This is a genomic window from Pseudonocardia sp. ICBG1034 (assembly GCF_020131375.1).
In the GTDB taxonomy this organism is placed as follows: Bacteria; Actinomycetota; Actinomycetes; order Mycobacteriales; family Pseudonocardiaceae; genus Pseudonocardia; species Pseudonocardia alni.
In genome coordinates this window covers 72,933-88,000 of record NZ_JAHLEK010000017.1, presented here as the reverse complement: position 1 = coordinate 88,000, position 15,068 = coordinate 72,933, and the positions used below count along the sequence as shown (strand labels likewise).

The following is a 15,068-nucleotide window of genomic DNA, read 5'->3' as shown; positions in this document are numbered from 1 at the left end:
GGCCTCCGGCGTGGTGGTTCCCTCGGCTCCCGCACCGTAGCAAGGTCGAGACCCGCGTCACACCCCTTCGAGCTCGTCGCCGGTCACCAGCGGGAACCACGGCGGCAGCGGCGCCGTCCCGCCCGCGACGGCCACCGGGCGACCCAGCTCCCCCGCCGTACGGGCGCGGACGGTGCGGACGCGCCCCCCGTCGTGCAGGCGCACCGCGGGCAGCGGACGGGCCCGGGCCGCGGCCAGCTCGGCGGGGGTGTTGACGTTGGTCAGCGACGCCAGGTCCGGGTCGAGGCGGGCCAGCACCGGGTCGCTGCGCAGGGTCTGCTCGCCGATCCGGCGCACCGCGACCCGGTCGAACAGCGACGGCGGGCGGCCCTGCCCGGCCGCGGTCAGCCCGTCGATCACGGGGGCGAGCGCGGTGGCGTAGGCGGCGGCGAGCGGCTGGTGGTGCCCGAACGCCTCGGGCAGCGCGACGTCGTGCTCCCCGCGCAGGTCCAGCACGCGGGCGGCGAAGGCGGGGTGCAGCAGCGGCAGGTCGACCGACGCGACGAACGCCGCCTGCGCCCGGCCCGCGACGGCGGCCAGCCCGGCGCCGATCGCGGGCAGCGGGCCGAGCCCGGGGACCGGGTCGTCGACGACCTCGGTGCCCGGCGGCAGCTCCGGCAGCTCCTGCCCGGCGGCACGCACCACGACCAGCGGCCCGTCCACCGCCCGGCCCAGGACGGCGACGGTGCGGGTCAGCAGCGCCGCCCCGTGCCAGTCCAGCGACGCCTTCGCCGTCCCCATCCGTGAGGACGCACCGCCCGCCGGCACGATCCCCGCCCCCGGCCGCCGACCCCCGTACCCGCGCACGCGGCCGATCCTCCTCCTACCCTGGGGGTCGACAGCGGGAGGGGATCGGAATGGGACGGCTCACCGTGCGGCGACCGGTGCTGCACCTGAACGCGGACGGCAGCACCCGCTCGCGGCCGGACACCCTCGTGGCCGAGGAGCCGCTGGAGCTGCGCGTCGGGGGGAAGGCGCTGTCGGTGACGATGCGCACCCCCGGCCACGACGTGGAGCTCGCGCACGGGTTCCTGCTGACCGAGGGTGTGATCGGCTCCGGGCTGGACCTGGCCGGGGCCCGCTACTGCAACTCCGTCGACGAGCAGGGCCGCAACACCTACAACGTGCTCGACGTCGACCTGGCCGAGGGCGTCGCCCCGCCGGACGCGTCGGTGGAGCGGAACTTCTACACCACCTCGTCGTGCGGGGTGTGCGGGAAGGCCTCGCTGGACGCGGTGAAGCTCAAGACCCGCCACTCCCCGGCCGCGGACCCGCTGCGGATCGGCCGGGAGCTGCTGCTGGAGCTGCCCGACCGGCTGCGCGAGCACCAGAAGGTGTTCGGCTCCACCGGCGGGCTGCACGCCGCCGCCCTGTTCGACGCCGACGGCGGCCTGCTCGCCGCCCGGGAGGACGTGGGCCGGCACAACGCGGTGGACAAGGTGCTGGGCCGGATGGTGATGGACGGCCGGGTGCCCGCCACCGGCACCGTGCTGATGGTGTCGGGGCGGGCGTCGTTCGAGCTGGTGCAGAAGGCCGTGATGGCCGGGGTGCCGATGCTCGCGGCGGTGTCGGCGCCGTCGTCGCTGGCCGTCGAGCTGGCCGAGGAGTCCGGGATGACCCTGGTCGGGTTCCTGCGCGGGCGGACCGGCAACGTCTACACCGGGGCCGAGCGCATCGAGCTCTGACCACGCGGGTCAGGCCCGCGGGGTGAGCGTGGCCCAGGCCCGTTCGTGGCGGTCCACCACCCGGCGCAGCCGCCCCGTGGTCCCGGCCGGACCGACCAGCGCGGCGACGGTGGCGACGACCAGCGCGCAGCCCGCGACCTGCCACGCGGTCAGGGTCTCCCCGAGCACCAGCATGCCGAGCACCACCGACAGCACCGGGTGCACCAGCAGCAGCGCCCCCGCGGTGCCCGGCGCCAGCCCGGCCGAGCCGCGCCCGATCAGCACCCAGGACACCACCTGCCCGGCCAGGGCCAGCACGATCAGCCAGGCCCAGGTCGTCGCGGGCAGGGCGACCGCGATCCCGCCGCCGGCGACGCCGACGATCCCGCAGGTCACCCCGGCCCCGACGGTCGCCAGCGCGACCGGGGTCACCAGGTGACGCGGACGGCCCCGCGACACCGAGCGGTTCAGGTGCAGGAACCCGGCGTAGGCGATCCCGGCGAGGGTGCCGAGCACCGCGCCGCGCACCGGCTCCGGTCCGCCGACCCCGGCGCCGAGCACCCCGCCGGCCAGCGCGATGCCGCCCAGCAGCAGCGGCGCCGCGTACACCAGCCGGCGCGGGACCCGCTCCCCCGCGACGACCCAGGCGATCAGCGGCAGCGCCAGCACCTGGATGTTGAGCACCACGTTCGCGATCCCGGCGCCCGCGTCGAGCACCGCGCGGGTCCACAGCAGGAAGTCCGCACCCAGGAACACCCCGGACAGCAGGGACCAGCCGACCGTCGCCGGTGGGAGGCCACCGGCGCGGCGGTACTCGGCCAGTGCCCACGGCCCCAGCACGACCAGGGCGAGCACACACCGCCAGACCGACGCCGTCGCCGGGTCGGCGCCCGCGAGCGCGACGAGGATGCCGGTCCAGGCCAGGACCGAGGCGCCGGCGACGAGAAGGAGTGCGGAGTGCGGATCGGGGGTGGTGCGTGCGTTCACGTGATCCACGATCCCCGCCGACACCGCGAAGCTCCAATGATTGTTCCTACCCGGTACCGATAAGCTGTGCTGTGTGATCTCCTGGGACCGGCTGCGGGTGTTCGACGCCGTCGCCGAGCACGGTTCGGTCGGCGCCGCCGCGGCCGCGCTGCACATCACCGGGCCCGCGGTGACCCAGCAGCTGCGCAAGCTCGAACGCGAGACCGGCACCCGGCTCGTCGAGCCGGCCGGGCGGGGCATCCGGCTCACCGCGGCCGGGCACGTGCTGGCCGGGCACGCGGCCACCGCGGCGGCGACCGTCGCCGGCGCCGAGCGCGACCTCGCCGCCCTGCACGACGACGCCGCCGGACCCCTGCGGATCGGCTCGGTCGCGAGCGCCCTGCGGACCCTGCTGCCCGAGGTCATCGACGGGTTGGCCGCCGCGCACCCCCGGCTGGTCCCCACCGTCGACGACGGCGAGGTCGTCGACCTGCTGCCCGCGCTGCAGTCGCGCGACCTGGACGCGGTGCTCATGGAGAGCTGGACCCAGCGTCCGGCCCGGCTGCCCGCGGGGATCCGGGTGACCGCGCTGGCCACCGAGCCCGCGATGCTCGCCGTCCCCGCCGACGACCCGCTCACCGGGCCCGACCCGGTGCCGCTGCGCACCCTGGCCGGTCGGGTGTGGACCTCCGGCCCGGTCGGCACCGAGCCCTACGAGGCGCTGCTGCAGCTGCTGCGCGGCGTCGGGACCGAGCCGGACATCCGCTACCGGGTCGGCGACTTCGCCACCCAGCTGGCGCTGGTCCGCGCGCGGCTCGCGATCGCGCTGGTCCCGGGCATGGCGGTGGCGGGGTCCGCGGTCCCCGGCGGCACCGGCCCGGTCCCGGTCACCGCCGACGACGGAGTGCGCCTGCTGCCCTGCCGGCCTGCGGCGGGCCGCTCACTGGTCCTGGCCACCCGCGGGTCCGACGCCGACCTCCCCGCCCTGCGCGCCCTGGTCGACGGCCTGCGCGCTGCGGCGGCCCGCATCATCCCCGCCTGACCCCGGGCCGCAGCCGCTCAGGCGAGCATGTCGCGCACCATCGGGATGACCCGGGTCCCGTACAGCTCGACCGCGCGCAGCCGGGCCGACACCGGCTGCGGTCCGACGGTGTAGATCAGGTCGAAGCGCTGGGCGCCCAGCGAGCGGATCGAGTCGGCGATGCGGCGGGCCACCGTCTCGGGGGACCCGACGTGCAGCGCTCCGCCGGAGACCTCGGCCTCGAACCGGGCGCGGTCCAGCGGCGGCCAGCCGCGCTGGGCGCCGATCCGGTCCATCTGCGCCTTGTACGGGGCGAAGAAGATCTCCTTCGCCTCCTCGTCGGTGTCGGCGACGAAGCCCGGCGAGTGCATGCCCACCGGCTTCGCCGCGTGCCCGAACTGCTCGACGGCGCGGTGGTAGAGGTCGACGTAGGGCGCGAAGCGTCCGGCCGGGCCCCCGATGATGGCGAGCATCAGGCCCAGGTCGTGGCGGGCGGTGCGGACCACCGACTCCGGCGAGCCGCCGACACCGACCCACACGGGCAGCCGGCGGCCGGTCGTCGGGAAGACCTCGACGCCGTCGAGCGCGGCGCGGGTGGCGCCCCGCCAGGTCACCGGCTTCTCGTCGAGGAGCTGCACGAACAGCTCCAACTTCTCCTCGAACAGCTGCTCGTAGTCGTTCATGGAGTAGCCGAACAGCGGGAAGGACTCGGTGAACGAGCCGCGGCCCACGATGACCTCGGCACGGCCGTCGGACAGCGCGTCGAGGGTGGCGAAGCGCTGGTACACCCGCACCGGGTCGTCCGAGCTGAGCACGGTGACGCCGGAGGACAGCCGGATCCGGGAGGTGCGGGTCGCGATCCCGGCGAGCACCGTCTCCGGGGTGGTGATGGCGTACTCGGGGCGGTGGTGCTCCCCCAGCGCGACGACGTCGACGCCGGCCCCGTCGGCCAGCACCACCTCGTCGACGACCTGGCGGATGGCCTGCGGGTGCGACAGCGGCGTGCCGTCGTCGCCCACCGGCACGTCGCCGAAGGTGTCCATGCCGAAGACGATGTCGCTCATCCGCTCCCCCAATATGGTTGATTCTTCAACCATCATGCCACGGAGACGGACCGTGCGTGGACGGGGCCCGGAACGGGGAACCCGGGCACATGCGACGTACCGCGCCCGCACTGCTGGCCCTGTTCCTGCTCGCGGGGTGCGGCACCGCCGCACCCACCGTCGACCTGGACGACCCGATGGGCACCGCGGGCGACGCGGTCGCCTCGATCGGCACGATCGAGATCCGCGACGCGGCCATCGCACCCGCCGACGACGCCGAGGGCGGGATCGCCCACCCCGCGGGCTCCGACGTCGGGCTGCGCCTCGTCGCGGTCAACAGCGGCGACACCGCCGACCGGCTGGTCTCGGCGAGCTCCCCGCTGGCCGAGGACGTCGCCGTCGGCGGCGAGCAGGCCCTGCTCGGCGGCGCGACGCTGCTGGTGGGGGACACCGGGTCCACCGTCCCCGCCGGCGCGGCGTCGGTCACCCGGGCCACGGTGACCCTCGACGACCTGCGCCAGGCACTGTCGGTCGGCCCGACCTACCCGGTCACCCTCACCTTCGAGCGCGCCGGGTCGATCACCCTGGAGCTCCCGGTCGACAACCCGGACCGCGGCTGAACCCGCTCAGCGCTCGCGCGCCCCGAGGCGACGCAGCAGGTTGGCCGCGAACCGGTCCCCGGTCGCGTCCATCGTCGCCTTCATCGTCCGGGTCACCACCGGCGCCGCGAGCCGCGACAGCGGCATGTCGACGTCGACGGTCAGCGAGATCTCCAGATGCGTCGCCGGCGAGCCGTCCGGCTCCGGGTCGGCGTCGCTCAGCGCGTAGTAGCCCTCCGCGCCCGCCCACTCGCTGACTCCGGTGGGCGGCGCATGGGTGAACTCGATCCGCTTGCCCTCGACGAAGGTCATCCGCTCGGTGAACACCGGTTTGATGCCCACCCCGAGCACCGCGATCCGCACCATGTGCCAGCGCCACAGCTCGTAGCCGTCGACGGCCGCGTCCCGCGCGGAGTCGGCGTCGATCCGGTTGAGCAGCGGCGTCAGCGTCGGCAGCACATCGGGATCGGTCAGGACGCGCCAGACGTCGTCTCGCGAGGCCGTCACGACGGCCTCGGACGCGGTGGTCGCGGAGAAGCGGGTCAGGACGCCCCGTCCCCGCCCAGTGCCCCACCGGCGGCCGGGGTGTCGTCCCCGCCCGCCACGTCGGGCTCGGGCTCCTCGGTGCCGCGGTTCGCGGCCGGGAGCAGGTCGGCCAGCGCCGCACCCTCGAGACGGCGGAAGGTCCGCCGTGGCCGGGTCCGGTCGAGCACCGCGACCTCGAGCGCCTCGGCGCCCAGGACCCGCGGCTGCGCGTTCGCGCCGTTGCCGGGCGACGCCGGGTCCGCGCCCGGCACCTGCAGCCCGCCCAGCGCCACCTCGATCGCCGCGCCCAGCTCCAGGCCGTGGGAGTAGGTCTCGGACAGCTTCTGCGAGATCGGCTCGGTCTGACCGCCCATGACGACGAACCGCGGCTCGTCGGTGATCGACCCGTCGTAGGTGATCCGGTACAGCTGGTCCCCGGCCGCCTCGACGCCCACCTCGGCGACGCAGAGCTCCACCTCGAAGGGCTTCTGCTGCTCCACGAACGCGGTGCCCAGCGCCTGGGCGTAGGCGTTGGCCAGCATCCGGCCGGTCACGTCGCGCCGGTCGTAGGTGAACCCGCGGAAGTCGGCCATCCGGATCCCGCCGGTACGCAGGTTCTCGAACTCGTTGTACCGGCCGACCGCGGCGAAGCCGATCTTGTCGTAGATCTCGGAGACCTTGTGCAGCGCCGTCGACCGGTTCTCCGCGACGAACAGCACGCCACCGGCGTAGGTCAGCACGACCACGCTGCGGCCGCGCGAGATGCCCTTGCGGGCCAGCTCGGAACGGTCGCGCAGCAGCTGGTCGACGGAGGAGTAGAACGGCATCGTCATGGGGAGGCGCTCCAGGCTCGTGCTTCGTGCGGGGAGGGGGTCAGCGGGACGGACCGCCAGGGCGCTCCCGGCGCCCGGCGATCACCTGGTCGACGACGGCGGCGATCTCGGCGTCGTCGCGGCGCACGGCGCCCTCGGCGGTGATGCCGACGACCACCGGGTAGATGCGCCGCACCGTGTCCGGCCCACCGGTGGCGGTGTCGTCGTCCGCGGCGTCGTAGAGCGCCTCGACCGCGGTGCGCACCGCGCCGTCGAGGTCCGCGGCCGGGTCGTGCAGCTTCTTCAGCGACGACTTCGCGAACACCGAGCCGGAACCGACCGCGTGGAAGCCGAGGTTCTCGTCGTACCGGCCGCCGGTCGGGTCGAAGGTGACGATCCGGCCGGCCTGCGCCGGGTCGGCGGCGTCGGTGTCGTAGCCCGCGAACAGCGGGACGACGACGAAGCCCTGCATCGCCGCGCCCAGGTTCTGGCGGACCATGCCGGCGAGCTTGTTGGCCTTGCCGTCGAGCGAGAGCGGGACGCCCTCGAGCTTCTCGTAGTGCTCGAGGTCGACCGAGAACAGCCGGACCATCTCCAGCGCGATCCCCGCGGAGCCGGCGATGCCGACGGCGGAGTGGGTGTCGGTGACGAACACCTTCTCGATGTCGCGCTGGGCGATCACGTTGCCCGCGGTCGCGCGGCGGTCACCGGCGATCACGACGCCGCCGGCGAACAGCAGCGCGACGATCGTGGTGCCGTGCGGGACGCCCAGGGCGTCGGCGGAGGTGCCGGGACCGGCTGTCCGGTCCAGGCCCGCGCCGGGGAGCAGGTGCGGGGCCGCGCCGCCGACGAAGTCGGAGAACGACTGCGACCCGGTCAGGAAGGTGCCGAGCTGACCCGTGTGGTGCCCGGGCACCAGCCCGGAGGTGACCGACGGCCGGAACTCCATCTCTCGGACGTGCCTTTCGTTCGAACTGCGTGCGCCGGTGGTCCCGCTCCCCCACGTCGGCGGGGTCCGCGGCCCTTCCGGCACGGCCGGGCCCGCAGGTGCGGACCCGGCCGGGACGGTACTGCTGGTGCCGGGGTGCGGCAGGGTGAGTGGCCCCGTGGGGCTCACTCACCGCCCTTCTGCACGTAGGACCGCACGAAGTCCTCCGCGTTCTCCTCGAGCACGTCGTCGATCTCGTCGAGGATGGTGTCGACGTCCTCACCGAGCTTCTCGCGGCGCTCCTGACCGGATCCGGACGCGTTCTCCCCGGACTCGTCGTCTCCGTCGCCGCCACCCTGGCGCTTGGTCTGCTCCTGGGACATGACGCCTCCTCCTCGCAGAGTTGCCTGCAGGTTCACCCTACCCACCGGGGGCGACAAAATCGCCTGTTGCGCAGCGGCGTGTGATCCGCTCCCCCGGCGGGCGGGCTCAGGAGGCGGTGAGCTTGTCGACCAGCTCCTCGGCCGTCGACACCGCCTCGAACAGCTCCCCCACGTGCTTGCGGGTCCCGCGCAGCGGCTCCAGCGTCGGGATCCGCACCAGGGACTCGCGGCCCAGGTCGAAGATCACCGAGTCCCAGGACGCGGCGGCGACCTCGACCGGGAACCGGCCCATGCAGGTGCCGCGGAAGTAGGCGCGGGTGTCCTCGGGCGGCTCGGTCATCGCCGCGGCGACCTGCTCCTCGGTGACCAGCCGGCGCATCGACCCGCGGGTGACGAGCCGGTTGTAGAGACCCTTGGCCAGCCGCACGTCGGAGTACTGCAGGTCGACCATCCCGAGCCGGCCCGACGCCCAGGTCAGGCCGTCGCGCTCGCGGTAGGCCTCGAGCAGCTTGAGCTTGGCCGTCCAGTCGAGCCGGTCGGCGGTCAGCATCGGGTCGCGCTCCAGGTCGACCAGCACCGACTCCCACTCCTCGACGACCTCGCGGGTGTCGGGGTCCCACTCCTCGCGGCGCGGGGAGACGGTCTGCTCCATGTGCTCGACCGCGCGGGCCAGGTACTCCTGCTGGATCTGCACCGCGGTGAGGTGACGGCCGTCGGCCAGCGGGACGGTCCGCTGCAGCGTCGGGTCGTGGCTGATCCGCGAGACGGACTTCACCGGCTCGGCCAGGCGCAGGTCCTCGAACGAGCGCCCCTTCTCGATCATGTCGAGGACCAGGGCGGTGGTGCCGACCTTGAGCAGCGTCGAGATCTCGGACAGGTTCGCGTCGCCGATGATGACGTGGAGGCGGCGGTACTTGTCGGCGTCGGCGTGCGGCTCGTCGCGGGTGTTGATGATGCCGCGCTTGAGCGTGGTCTCCAGCCCGACCTCGACCTCGACGTAGTCCGAGCGCTGGGCGATCTGGTAGCCGGCCTCGTCACCCTGCTGGCCGAGGCCGACCCGGCCGGCGCCGCAGACGACCTGGCGGGTCACGAAGAACGGGGTGAGGCCGGTGACGATCGACGGGAACGTCGTCGTCCGGGCCATCAGGTAGTTCTCGTGGGAGCCGTAGCTGGCGCCCTTGCCGTCGACGTTGTTCTTGTAGAGCTGCATCCGCGGCGCGCCCGGCACGGTGGCCGCGCGGTTCGCCGCCTCCAGCATGATGCGCTCGCCGGCCTTGTCCCAGGTCACGATGTCGCGCGGGGACAGGACCTCGGGAGTGGAGTACTCCGGGTGGGCGTGGTCGACGTAGAACCGGGCGCCGTTGGTGAGGATGACGTTGGCCGCGCCGAGGTCGTCGAGGTCGGTGTCGAGCTGCGGCGCCAGCGACGGCGCCGACAGGTCGAACCCCCGGGCGTCGCGCAGCGGCGACTCCACCTCGTAGTCCCAGCGCGCCCGGCGGTTGCGGGGCACGTCCGCCGCGGCGGCGTAGGCCAGCACCACCTGCGTCGAGGTGACGACGGGGTTCGCGGTGGGGTCACCGGGCACGGCGATGCCGTACTCCACCTCGGTGCCCATGATCCGGCGGGCCGTCACGACCGGCCCCCTGCGCGAGAGTGCATTGCACGAGACTAACCGTCCGCGCCCCCACCCGGGGTGCACCGCGGCCCGGCGGGATCATCGTGGCGTGACCGATCCCGCACGTGAGCGCCTGACCGTCTTCGACGCCGGGGGCACGCCCACCGGCGTCGCCGAGCGCGGCGAGGTCTACGCGCGCTCGCTGTGGCACGCCACGACGGCGGTCCTGCTCCGCTCCGCCGACGGCACGCGGGTCTACGTGCACCGTCGCACCGACACCAAGCTGGTCATGGCCGGGATGTGGGACTGCCTCGCCGGCGGGGTCCTCGACGAGGGCGAGACCCCCGACGCGTGCGCCGCCCGCGAGCTGGGCGAGGAGCTCGGCGTCACCGGCGTGCCGCTGGAGAAGCTGGCCGTGGTCGCCTTCGACGCCGCCGCGCTGGGTGTCGACACCGGGCCCGGCACCGGCCCGGACGGTCTGCGGGCCCACGTGCACGTCTACCGCGCCTTCTCCGACGGCCCGGTGACCCACCAGCCCTCGGAGGTGGCCGAGGGGGGCTGGTGGACCCTCGACGAGCTGGCGGCCCGGATCGGCGCGCCGGACCGGGCCTGGGTCCCCGACGGCCTGTACGTCACCCGCCTGCTGCTGGCCGACCTCGTCCGTTAAGGTCCTCGGGCCAGCGCGTTTACCAGTGGGTAACATACGTCACCCACATCGGTGCCTGATCGGTCGACACCGGGCGGGTCGCGCGACGCCACCCCGGGAAGGGCCCAGCGTGGAGCCTCCCCCGACGCCCACCACGCCCACCACGCGACAGTCCCAGGAGTCACCCATGGTCAGCATCTCGGTCTCGGCCCGTTCCCTCGCCGCCGCCAGGCTGATCGATCCCGACGTCAACACCGCCGCCGTGCAGGCCGCGGTGGAGGCGGCACTGGCCGCCGAGCGCCACGAGCAGCGCGCCGCCGCGGGCTCCACCACGCGTCGCGAGCACACCGCCCGACGCGAGCCGGACTCCCGCCGGTCCTGACCCTCCCCGCCCCGCCGGGGGGTCCCCGTGCACCCGGAGGCGGGGCCGGGCAGCGCGACGGGCCCGCACCCCGGGTGGGACGCGGGCCCGTCGCGGCCGTGATCAGAAGTTGATCATGTGGCCGGCCAGGCCGTGGATCGCCTCCTGCAGGCACTCCGACAGGGTCGGGTGCGCGTGCACGTTGCGCGCCATCTCGTGGACGGTCAGGTCCCACTTCTGGGCCAGGGTCAGCTCGGGCAGCAGCTCGGTCGCCTCGGCGCCGATGATGTGTCCGCCCAGCAGCTCGCCGTAGGTGTCGTCGGCGATCAGCTTGACGAAGCCGGCGGGCTCGGCCATGCCGTGCGCCTTGCCGTTCGCGGTGAAGGGGAAGGTCGCGGTGTTGACCTTCCAGCCCTTCTCGTCGGCCAGGTCGCGGGCCTCGGCCTCGGTGTAGCCGAACGACGCCACCTGCGGGTTGCAGAAGGTCGCGCGCGGCATCATCTTGTAGTTCAGCTCCTGGGTCTCGGCGCCCGCCAGGGTCTCGGCGGCGACGATGCCCTGCGCCTCGGCGACATGGGCGAGCATGAGCTTCGCGGTGACGTCACCGATGGCGTAGACGTGCTCCACGCTGGTGCGCATGTAGTCGTCGATCTCGATGGCGCCGCGCTCGGTGAGGTTCACGCCGAGCTTGTCGAGACCGTAGCCGTCGACCCGCGGGGCGAAGCCGATCGCCTGCACGACCTTGTCCGCGCGGAGCTCCTCGCTGCCCTTGGACGAGGAGACCGAGACGGTGACGCCCTTGCCGTCGTCGGTGATGGACTCGACCTTGGTGGAGGTCCGCACCGTCACGCCGAGCTTCTTGTAGGCCTTGAGCAGCTCCTTGGACACGTCCGCGTCCTCGAGCGGGAGCAGCCGGTCCAGGTACTCGACGATGGTGACGTCGACGCCGTAGTTGGCCAGCACGAACGCGAACTCGACGCCGATCGCACCGGCGCCGGCGATGATCACGCTCTCCGGCAGCTCGCGGGTGAGGATCTGCTCCTCGTAGGTCACCACGCGGTCGGACAGCTCGGTGCCCGGCAGCAGCTTGACGGTGGAGCCCGCGGCGATGATCACGTCGTCGTAGGTGACGGTCTCGTTGCCGCCCTTCGACAGCTCGACCTCGATCTCGCCCGGCTTGGTGAAGCGGCCGAACCCGTCGAACTCGGTGATCTTGTTCTTCTTCATCAGGAAGTGCACGCCCTTGACGCGCCCGTCCGCGACCGAGCGGCTGCGGTCGAAGGCGGCGCCGAAGTCGAGCGACACCTCACCGGACAGACCGAAGGTCTTCTGCTCCTTGGTGACGATGTGGGCGATCTCGGCGTTGCGCAGCAGCGCCTTGGAGGGGATGCAGCCCACGTTGAGACAGACACCGCCCCAGTACTTCTCCTCGATCACCGCCACACTGCGGCCGAGCTGGGCGGCACGGATGGCCGCCACGTATCCACCGGGTCCGGCTCCGAGTACGACGACGTCGAAATGAGGCATGTGCCCAGCCTAGGACGCCTGGGCCGGGTCCGGGCCGTCCGGTCCCGAGTCCCGGGTCACGGGCCACTCCCCGCCACCGGACAGGTGCGCGACGACCGCCTCGCACGCCTCGCGCAGCCCGGCCTGCTGGGCAGGGGTCAGCCCGTCGAACACCGCCTCGCGGACGCTCTCGACGTGGTCGGGGGCCGCACCGGCCAGCACCTCGAAGCCGCGGTCGGTCAGCCGGGCCAGCTGGCCGCGGCGGTCGGTGGGACAGGACCGCCGCTCGATCCAGTCCGCCTCCTCCATCCGGGCCACCGCGTGCGACACCCGGCTGCGCGAGGACAGCGCGGAGTCCGCGAGGACGCTCATCCGCAGAGTGCGGTCCGGCGCCTCGGACAGGCGGACCAGGATCTCGTAGTACGCCTGGGGCATCCCCGCCCCGGCCTGCAGGCGTCGCTCCACCTTCTCCGAGACCAGCCGCTGCGCGGCCAGGAAGGCGCGCCAGGTGCGCTGCTCCTCGTCGTCCAACCAGCGTGTGTGACTCATAGCACCCTCCGAAACATTGGGGCGTGGCATTCGTTGCACCTAGTATCGCTCTCAACAAGTGAGAGTTCAACTATTTCGAGGAGTCACCACCATGACCGCCGCCACCACCATCCCCGGTTACGTCGTCGGCACCTGGGACATCGACCCGGTGCACTCCGACGTGGCGTTCGTCGTCCGTCACATGATGGTCAGCAAGGTCCGTGGCCGCTTCGAGAAGGTCTCCGGCGAGCTCGTGACCGCGGAGCGGCTCGAGGACTCCACCGTCACCGCCACCATCGACGCCTCCTCGATCACCACCGGCAACGACCAGCGCGACGGCCACATCCGCTCCGCCGACTTCTTCGAGGTCGAGAAGTACCCGGAGTGGACCTTCCGGTCCACCGGGATCGCCGCGAAGGGCGAGGACTACGTGCTCACCGGCGACCTGACCCTCAAGGGCGTCACCAAGCCCGTCGAGCTGGACCTCGAGCTGAACGGCTTCGGCCCCGACGCGTGGGGCGGCACCCGCGCCGGGTTCACCGCCAAGACCACCGTCAAGCGCTCGGAGTTCGGTGTCGACATCGAGCTGCCGATGGACGGCGGCGGCGTCGTCGTCAGCGAGAAGGTCGGCGTCGAGCTGGAGATCCAGGCGGTCCTGCGCGCCTCCTGACCCCGCACCCGCGGCCACGGCCCCGGACCGGCGACGCCGGTACCGGGGCCGTGCCGCGTCCGTAGGCTGGTGCCGTGCGCAGCTACGCCGAGACGGCCCCCGCCGGACCGCTGCGCGCGGTCGTCGAGGTGACCTGGCGGGCGCACGCCGGAACTGCGCCGCACGTCCAGCGGGTCCTCCCCGACGGCTGCATGGACCTGCTCCTGTCCGGCGGCCGGGCGGTCGTCGCGGGTCCCGACACCACGGCGCACCTCGCCGGCTCGCGCGCGGGCGGCGTGACCACCGGCCTGCGCTTCCGCCCCGGCGCCCTCCCGGCCCTGCTGGGCGTCCCGGCCGACGCGCTGCGCGACCGCCGGGTCCCGCTCGCCGACGTGCTCGACTCCGGCCGACGCGGGCTGCTCCGGCCCACCCCTGCCGGCGACGACGACGCCGCGTGGCTCGCCCGGCTGGCCCTCGCCCTGCAGGCGGCGGCGGTGGACGACCGGACGCCCGCCCCGCTCCCCCGTGCCGCGCTGCGCGCCCTGGCCGGCGGCATGCCCGCCGCGGAGCTGGCCGACCGGCTCGGCGTCACCGGACGCACCCTGCACCGCCGCTGCGTCGCCACCCTCGGGTACGGGCCGGCCGTCGCACGGCGGGTGCTGCGCTTCCGGGCCGCAGCCGCGCTGCTGTACGACGGCGTCCCCCCGGCCGCGGTCGCCGCCCGCACCGGCTACGCCGACCAGCCCCACCTGTCCCGCGAGGTCCGGGCCCTTGCCGGGGTGTCCCCCGGTGCCCTCCCGGTCGCCGCCCGGCCGGGCTCCTAGGCCCGGTCCCCCGTGCCGGGAGGCCCGACCGGTGCCGCCCACCGCGCGTGCGCCGGCAGGGGCGGCCGTACCGACGCCCCGGTCAGCAGCCCGGCGAACGCGGACGCGGCCGGGACGGGGCGGCGTCCGCGCGGGAGCACCAGCGCGATCCGCCGCCGCACGACCGGATCGGCGAGCGGGACCGCGGCCAGTCCCGCGAAACCGGTGAGCGGCACCACCAGCCCGGGCACGGCCGTCACGCCGAGGCCGGCCGCGACGAGCCCGGCGACCGCGGCGATGTTGCGGGCCGCGACGCCGCGCCCGGGGCGGCTGCCCGACTCGGCCAGCGCCCGGTCCACGTGCTGGCGGATGCTCGTGGACGCGTCGAAGTCGACGAACTCCTCGCCGTCGAGGTCGGTCCAGCGCAGCTCCGGGCGCCCGGCGAGCGGGTGACCGGGAGGCAGCAGGGCGCAGAACCGGTCGGCGGCCACCGGGGTGACCAGGAGGTCCTCGGGGGCCCGGCCGTGCACCACGGTGACGGCGAGGTCGGCCCGGCCGGAACGCACCCGCTCGGTGACCTCGTCGGCGAGGGCGTCGGAGATCTCCGGGCGGACCCCCGGGCGGCGGCGCAGGAACGCCGACACCACCCCCGGGAGCAGGATCGCCGCGAGCGACGGCAGCGTCGCGATCCGCACGGTGCCCGCCTGCCCGTCCAGGACGTGCTCGACGTGGCGCAGCTCCGCCGCGACCCCGTCGAGGGCGCGGCGTGCGGCCGCGACGACCGCCGCGCCGGCCGGGGTCGGCTCCAGGCGGCGGGTGGTCCGCTCGAACAGCCGCGCCCCGAGAAGCCGTTCGACCTCGGCGACCGTGCGGCTCAGCGAGGGCTGCGCAGTCCGCAGCACGGCCGCGGCCGCGGTGAATCCCCCCGCGTCGTGCACCGCGACCACCGTCCTGAGCTGCTGCAACGTCAGATCCATGTC

At 74.1% G+C, this 15,068-nt stretch carries 18 protein-coding genes; 7 read left to right on the top strand and 11 right to left on the bottom strand.

What is annotated here, in order from left to right; translation table 11 throughout:
* Positions 1–57 precede the first annotated feature (57 nt).
* Complete coding sequence (locus KPF22_RS15335) at positions 58–807, bottom strand: molybdenum cofactor guanylyltransferase (protein WP_224402948.1); 750 nt, start codon at positions 805–807, stop codon at positions 58–60.
* A gap of 89 nt (positions 808–896) precedes the next feature.
* On the opposite strand from KPF22_RS15335, the gene fdhD reads away from it, so the two are divergent.
* Positions 897–1,724, top strand: a complete 828-nt coding sequence (fdhD, locus tag KPF22_RS15330; protein ID WP_062395101.1) for a formate dehydrogenase accessory sulfurtransferase FdhD — start codon at positions 897–899, stop codon at positions 1,722–1,724.
* A gap of 9 nt (positions 1,725–1,733) precedes the next feature.
* Here fdhD and KPF22_RS15325 read toward each other — a convergent pair whose 3' ends face one another.
* Positions 1,734–2,690: a DMT family transporter gene (locus KPF22_RS15325; protein ID WP_208823742.1), complete on the bottom strand. Its 957-nt coding sequence runs from the start codon at positions 2,688–2,690 to the stop codon at positions 1,734–1,736.
* Positions 2,691–2,763: 73 nt separating this feature from the next.
* Between KPF22_RS15325 and KPF22_RS15320 the strand changes: the two genes are divergently transcribed.
* Complete coding sequence (locus KPF22_RS15320) at positions 2,764–3,711, top strand: LysR family transcriptional regulator (protein WP_224402473.1); 948 nt, start codon at positions 2,764–2,766, stop codon at positions 3,709–3,711.
* Between the two features lie 17 nt (positions 3,712–3,728).
* On the opposite strand, the gene KPF22_RS15315 is transcribed toward KPF22_RS15320, so the two are convergent.
* A complete protein-coding gene (locus tag KPF22_RS15315; RefSeq protein ID WP_073574829.1) occupies positions 3,729–4,754 on the bottom strand; it encodes an LLM class flavin-dependent oxidoreductase in 1,026 nt (341 codons plus the stop codon).
* Positions 4,755–4,843: 89 nt separating this feature from the next.
* On the opposite strand from KPF22_RS15315, the gene KPF22_RS15310 reads away from it, so the two are divergent.
* Complete coding sequence (locus KPF22_RS15310) at positions 4,844–5,353, top strand: copper chaperone PCu(A)C (RefSeq protein WP_208823744.1); 510 nt, start codon at positions 4,844–4,846, stop codon at positions 5,351–5,353.
* Positions 5,354–5,359: 6 nt separating this feature from the next.
* Here KPF22_RS15310 and KPF22_RS15305 read toward each other — a convergent pair whose 3' ends face one another.
* From KPF22_RS15305 to dop, 5 genes are all read right to left on the bottom strand, one after another.
* A complete protein-coding gene (locus tag KPF22_RS15305) occupies positions 5,360–5,878 on the bottom strand; it encodes an SRPBCC family protein (protein WP_374107506.1) in 519 nt (172 codons plus the stop codon).
* The gene (gene prcA, locus KPF22_RS15300) at positions 5,875–6,690 is read right to left on the bottom strand and encodes a proteasome subunit alpha (protein ID WP_224402472.1); all 816 of its coding nucleotides are present in this window, start codon (positions 6,688–6,690) and stop codon (positions 5,875–5,877) included. The genes KPF22_RS15305 and prcA overlap by 4 nt, the downstream gene beginning before the upstream one ends.
* 40 nt (positions 6,691–6,730) lie before the next feature.
* The gene (gene prcB, locus KPF22_RS15295) at positions 6,731–7,618 is read right to left on the bottom strand and encodes a proteasome subunit beta (protein WP_083474099.1); all 888 of its coding nucleotides are present in this window, start codon (positions 7,616–7,618) and stop codon (positions 6,731–6,733) included.
* A gap of 164 nt (positions 7,619–7,782) precedes the next feature.
* Positions 7,783–7,980 (bottom strand): ubiquitin-like protein Pup, encoded by a 198-nt coding sequence (locus KPF22_RS15290; RefSeq protein WP_020626587.1) that lies wholly within the window; start codon positions 7,978–7,980, stop codon positions 7,783–7,785.
* 106 nt (positions 7,981–8,086) lie between these two features.
* Complete coding sequence (dop, locus tag KPF22_RS15285; RefSeq protein ID WP_178373948.1) at positions 8,087–9,595, bottom strand: depupylase/deamidase Dop; 1,509 nt, start codon at positions 9,593–9,595, stop codon at positions 8,087–8,089.
* Between the two features lie 109 nt (positions 9,596–9,704).
* Here dop and KPF22_RS15280 point away from each other — a divergent pair, with 109 nt between their 5' ends.
* Both KPF22_RS15280 and KPF22_RS15275 read left to right on the top strand, forming a co-directional pair.
* A complete protein-coding gene (locus tag KPF22_RS15280) occupies positions 9,705–10,262 on the top strand; it encodes an NUDIX domain-containing protein (protein WP_062395122.1) in 558 nt (185 codons plus the stop codon).
* Between the two features lie 166 nt (positions 10,263–10,428).
* Positions 10,429–10,623 carry a hypothetical protein gene (locus KPF22_RS15275; RefSeq protein WP_062395124.1) on the top strand — a complete coding sequence of 65 codons (195 nt, stop codon included), beginning with the start codon at positions 10,429–10,431 and terminating at the stop codon, positions 10,621–10,623.
* Positions 10,624–10,725: 102 nt separating this feature from the next.
* On the opposite strand, the gene lpdA is transcribed toward KPF22_RS15275, so the two are convergent.
* Both lpdA and KPF22_RS15265 read right to left on the bottom strand, forming a co-directional pair.
* Positions 10,726–12,129, bottom strand: a complete 1,404-nt coding sequence (lpdA, locus tag KPF22_RS15270) for a dihydrolipoyl dehydrogenase (protein WP_208823752.1) — start codon at positions 12,127–12,129, stop codon at positions 10,726–10,728.
* A gap of 9 nt (positions 12,130–12,138) precedes the next feature.
* The gene (locus KPF22_RS15265) at positions 12,139–12,657 is read right to left on the bottom strand and encodes a MarR family winged helix-turn-helix transcriptional regulator (RefSeq protein ID WP_224402471.1); all 519 of its coding nucleotides are present in this window, start codon (positions 12,655–12,657) and stop codon (positions 12,139–12,141) included.
* A 91-nt stretch (positions 12,658–12,748) separates the two neighbouring features.
* Between KPF22_RS15265 and KPF22_RS15260 the strand changes: the two genes are divergently transcribed.
* Complete coding sequence (locus KPF22_RS15260) at positions 12,749–13,306, top strand: YceI family protein (RefSeq protein WP_062395132.1); 558 nt, start codon at positions 12,749–12,751, stop codon at positions 13,304–13,306.
* Between the two features lie 74 nt (positions 13,307–13,380).
* A complete protein-coding gene (locus tag KPF22_RS33165; RefSeq protein WP_224402470.1) occupies positions 13,381–14,109 on the top strand; it encodes a helix-turn-helix domain-containing protein in 729 nt (242 codons plus the stop codon).
* Here the strand turns inward: KPF22_RS33165 and KPF22_RS15250 are convergent.
* The gene (locus KPF22_RS15250; RefSeq protein WP_224402469.1) at positions 14,106–15,065 is read right to left on the bottom strand and encodes a LysR family transcriptional regulator; all 960 of its coding nucleotides are present in this window, start codon (positions 15,063–15,065) and stop codon (positions 14,106–14,108) included. The genes KPF22_RS33165 and KPF22_RS15250 overlap by 4 nt on opposite strands.
* Positions 15,066–15,068: the final 3 nt, after the last annotated feature.

Bases quoted from the DNA above. Each gene is read 5' to 3' on its own strand.
- prcA (WP_224402472.1), bottom strand. From the start codon at position 6,690: ATGACGATGCCGTTCTACTCCTCCGTCGACCAGCTGCTGCGCGACCGT.
- KPF22_RS15250 (WP_224402469.1), bottom strand. From the start codon at position 15,065: ATGGATCTGACGTTGCAGCAGCTCAGGACGGTGGTCGCGGTGCACGAC.
- dop (WP_178373948.1), bottom strand. From the start codon at position 9,595: ATGGGCACCGAGGTGGAGTACGGCATCGCCGTGCCCGGTGACCCCACC.
- KPF22_RS15310 (WP_208823744.1), top strand. From the start codon at position 4,844: ATGCGACGTACCGCGCCCGCACTGCTGGCCCTGTTCCTGCTCGCGGGG.
- KPF22_RS15315 (WP_073574829.1), bottom strand. From the start codon at position 4,754: ATGAGCGACATCGTCTTCGGCATGGACACCTTCGGCGACGTGCCGGTG.
- KPF22_RS15275 (WP_062395124.1), top strand. From the start codon at position 10,429: ATGGTCAGCATCTCGGTCTCGGCCCGTTCCCTCGCCGCCGCCAGGCTG.
- KPF22_RS15265 (WP_224402471.1), bottom strand. From the start codon at position 12,657: ATGAGTCACACACGCTGGTTGGACGACGAGGAGCAGCGCACCTGGCGC.
- KPF22_RS15290 (WP_020626587.1), bottom strand. From the start codon at position 7,980: ATGTCCCAGGAGCAGACCAAGCGCCAGGGTGGCGGCGACGGAGACGAC.
- prcB (WP_083474099.1), bottom strand. From the start codon at position 7,618: ATGGAGTTCCGGCCGTCGGTCACCTCCGGGCTGGTGCCCGGGCACCAC.
- fdhD (WP_062395101.1), top strand. From the start codon at position 897: ATGGGACGGCTCACCGTGCGGCGACCGGTGCTGCACCTGAACGCGGAC.
- lpdA (WP_208823752.1), bottom strand. From the start codon at position 12,129: ATGCCTCATTTCGACGTCGTCGTACTCGGAGCCGGACCCGGTGGATAC.
- KPF22_RS15260 (WP_062395132.1), top strand. From the start codon at position 12,749: ATGACCGCCGCCACCACCATCCCCGGTTACGTCGTCGGCACCTGGGAC.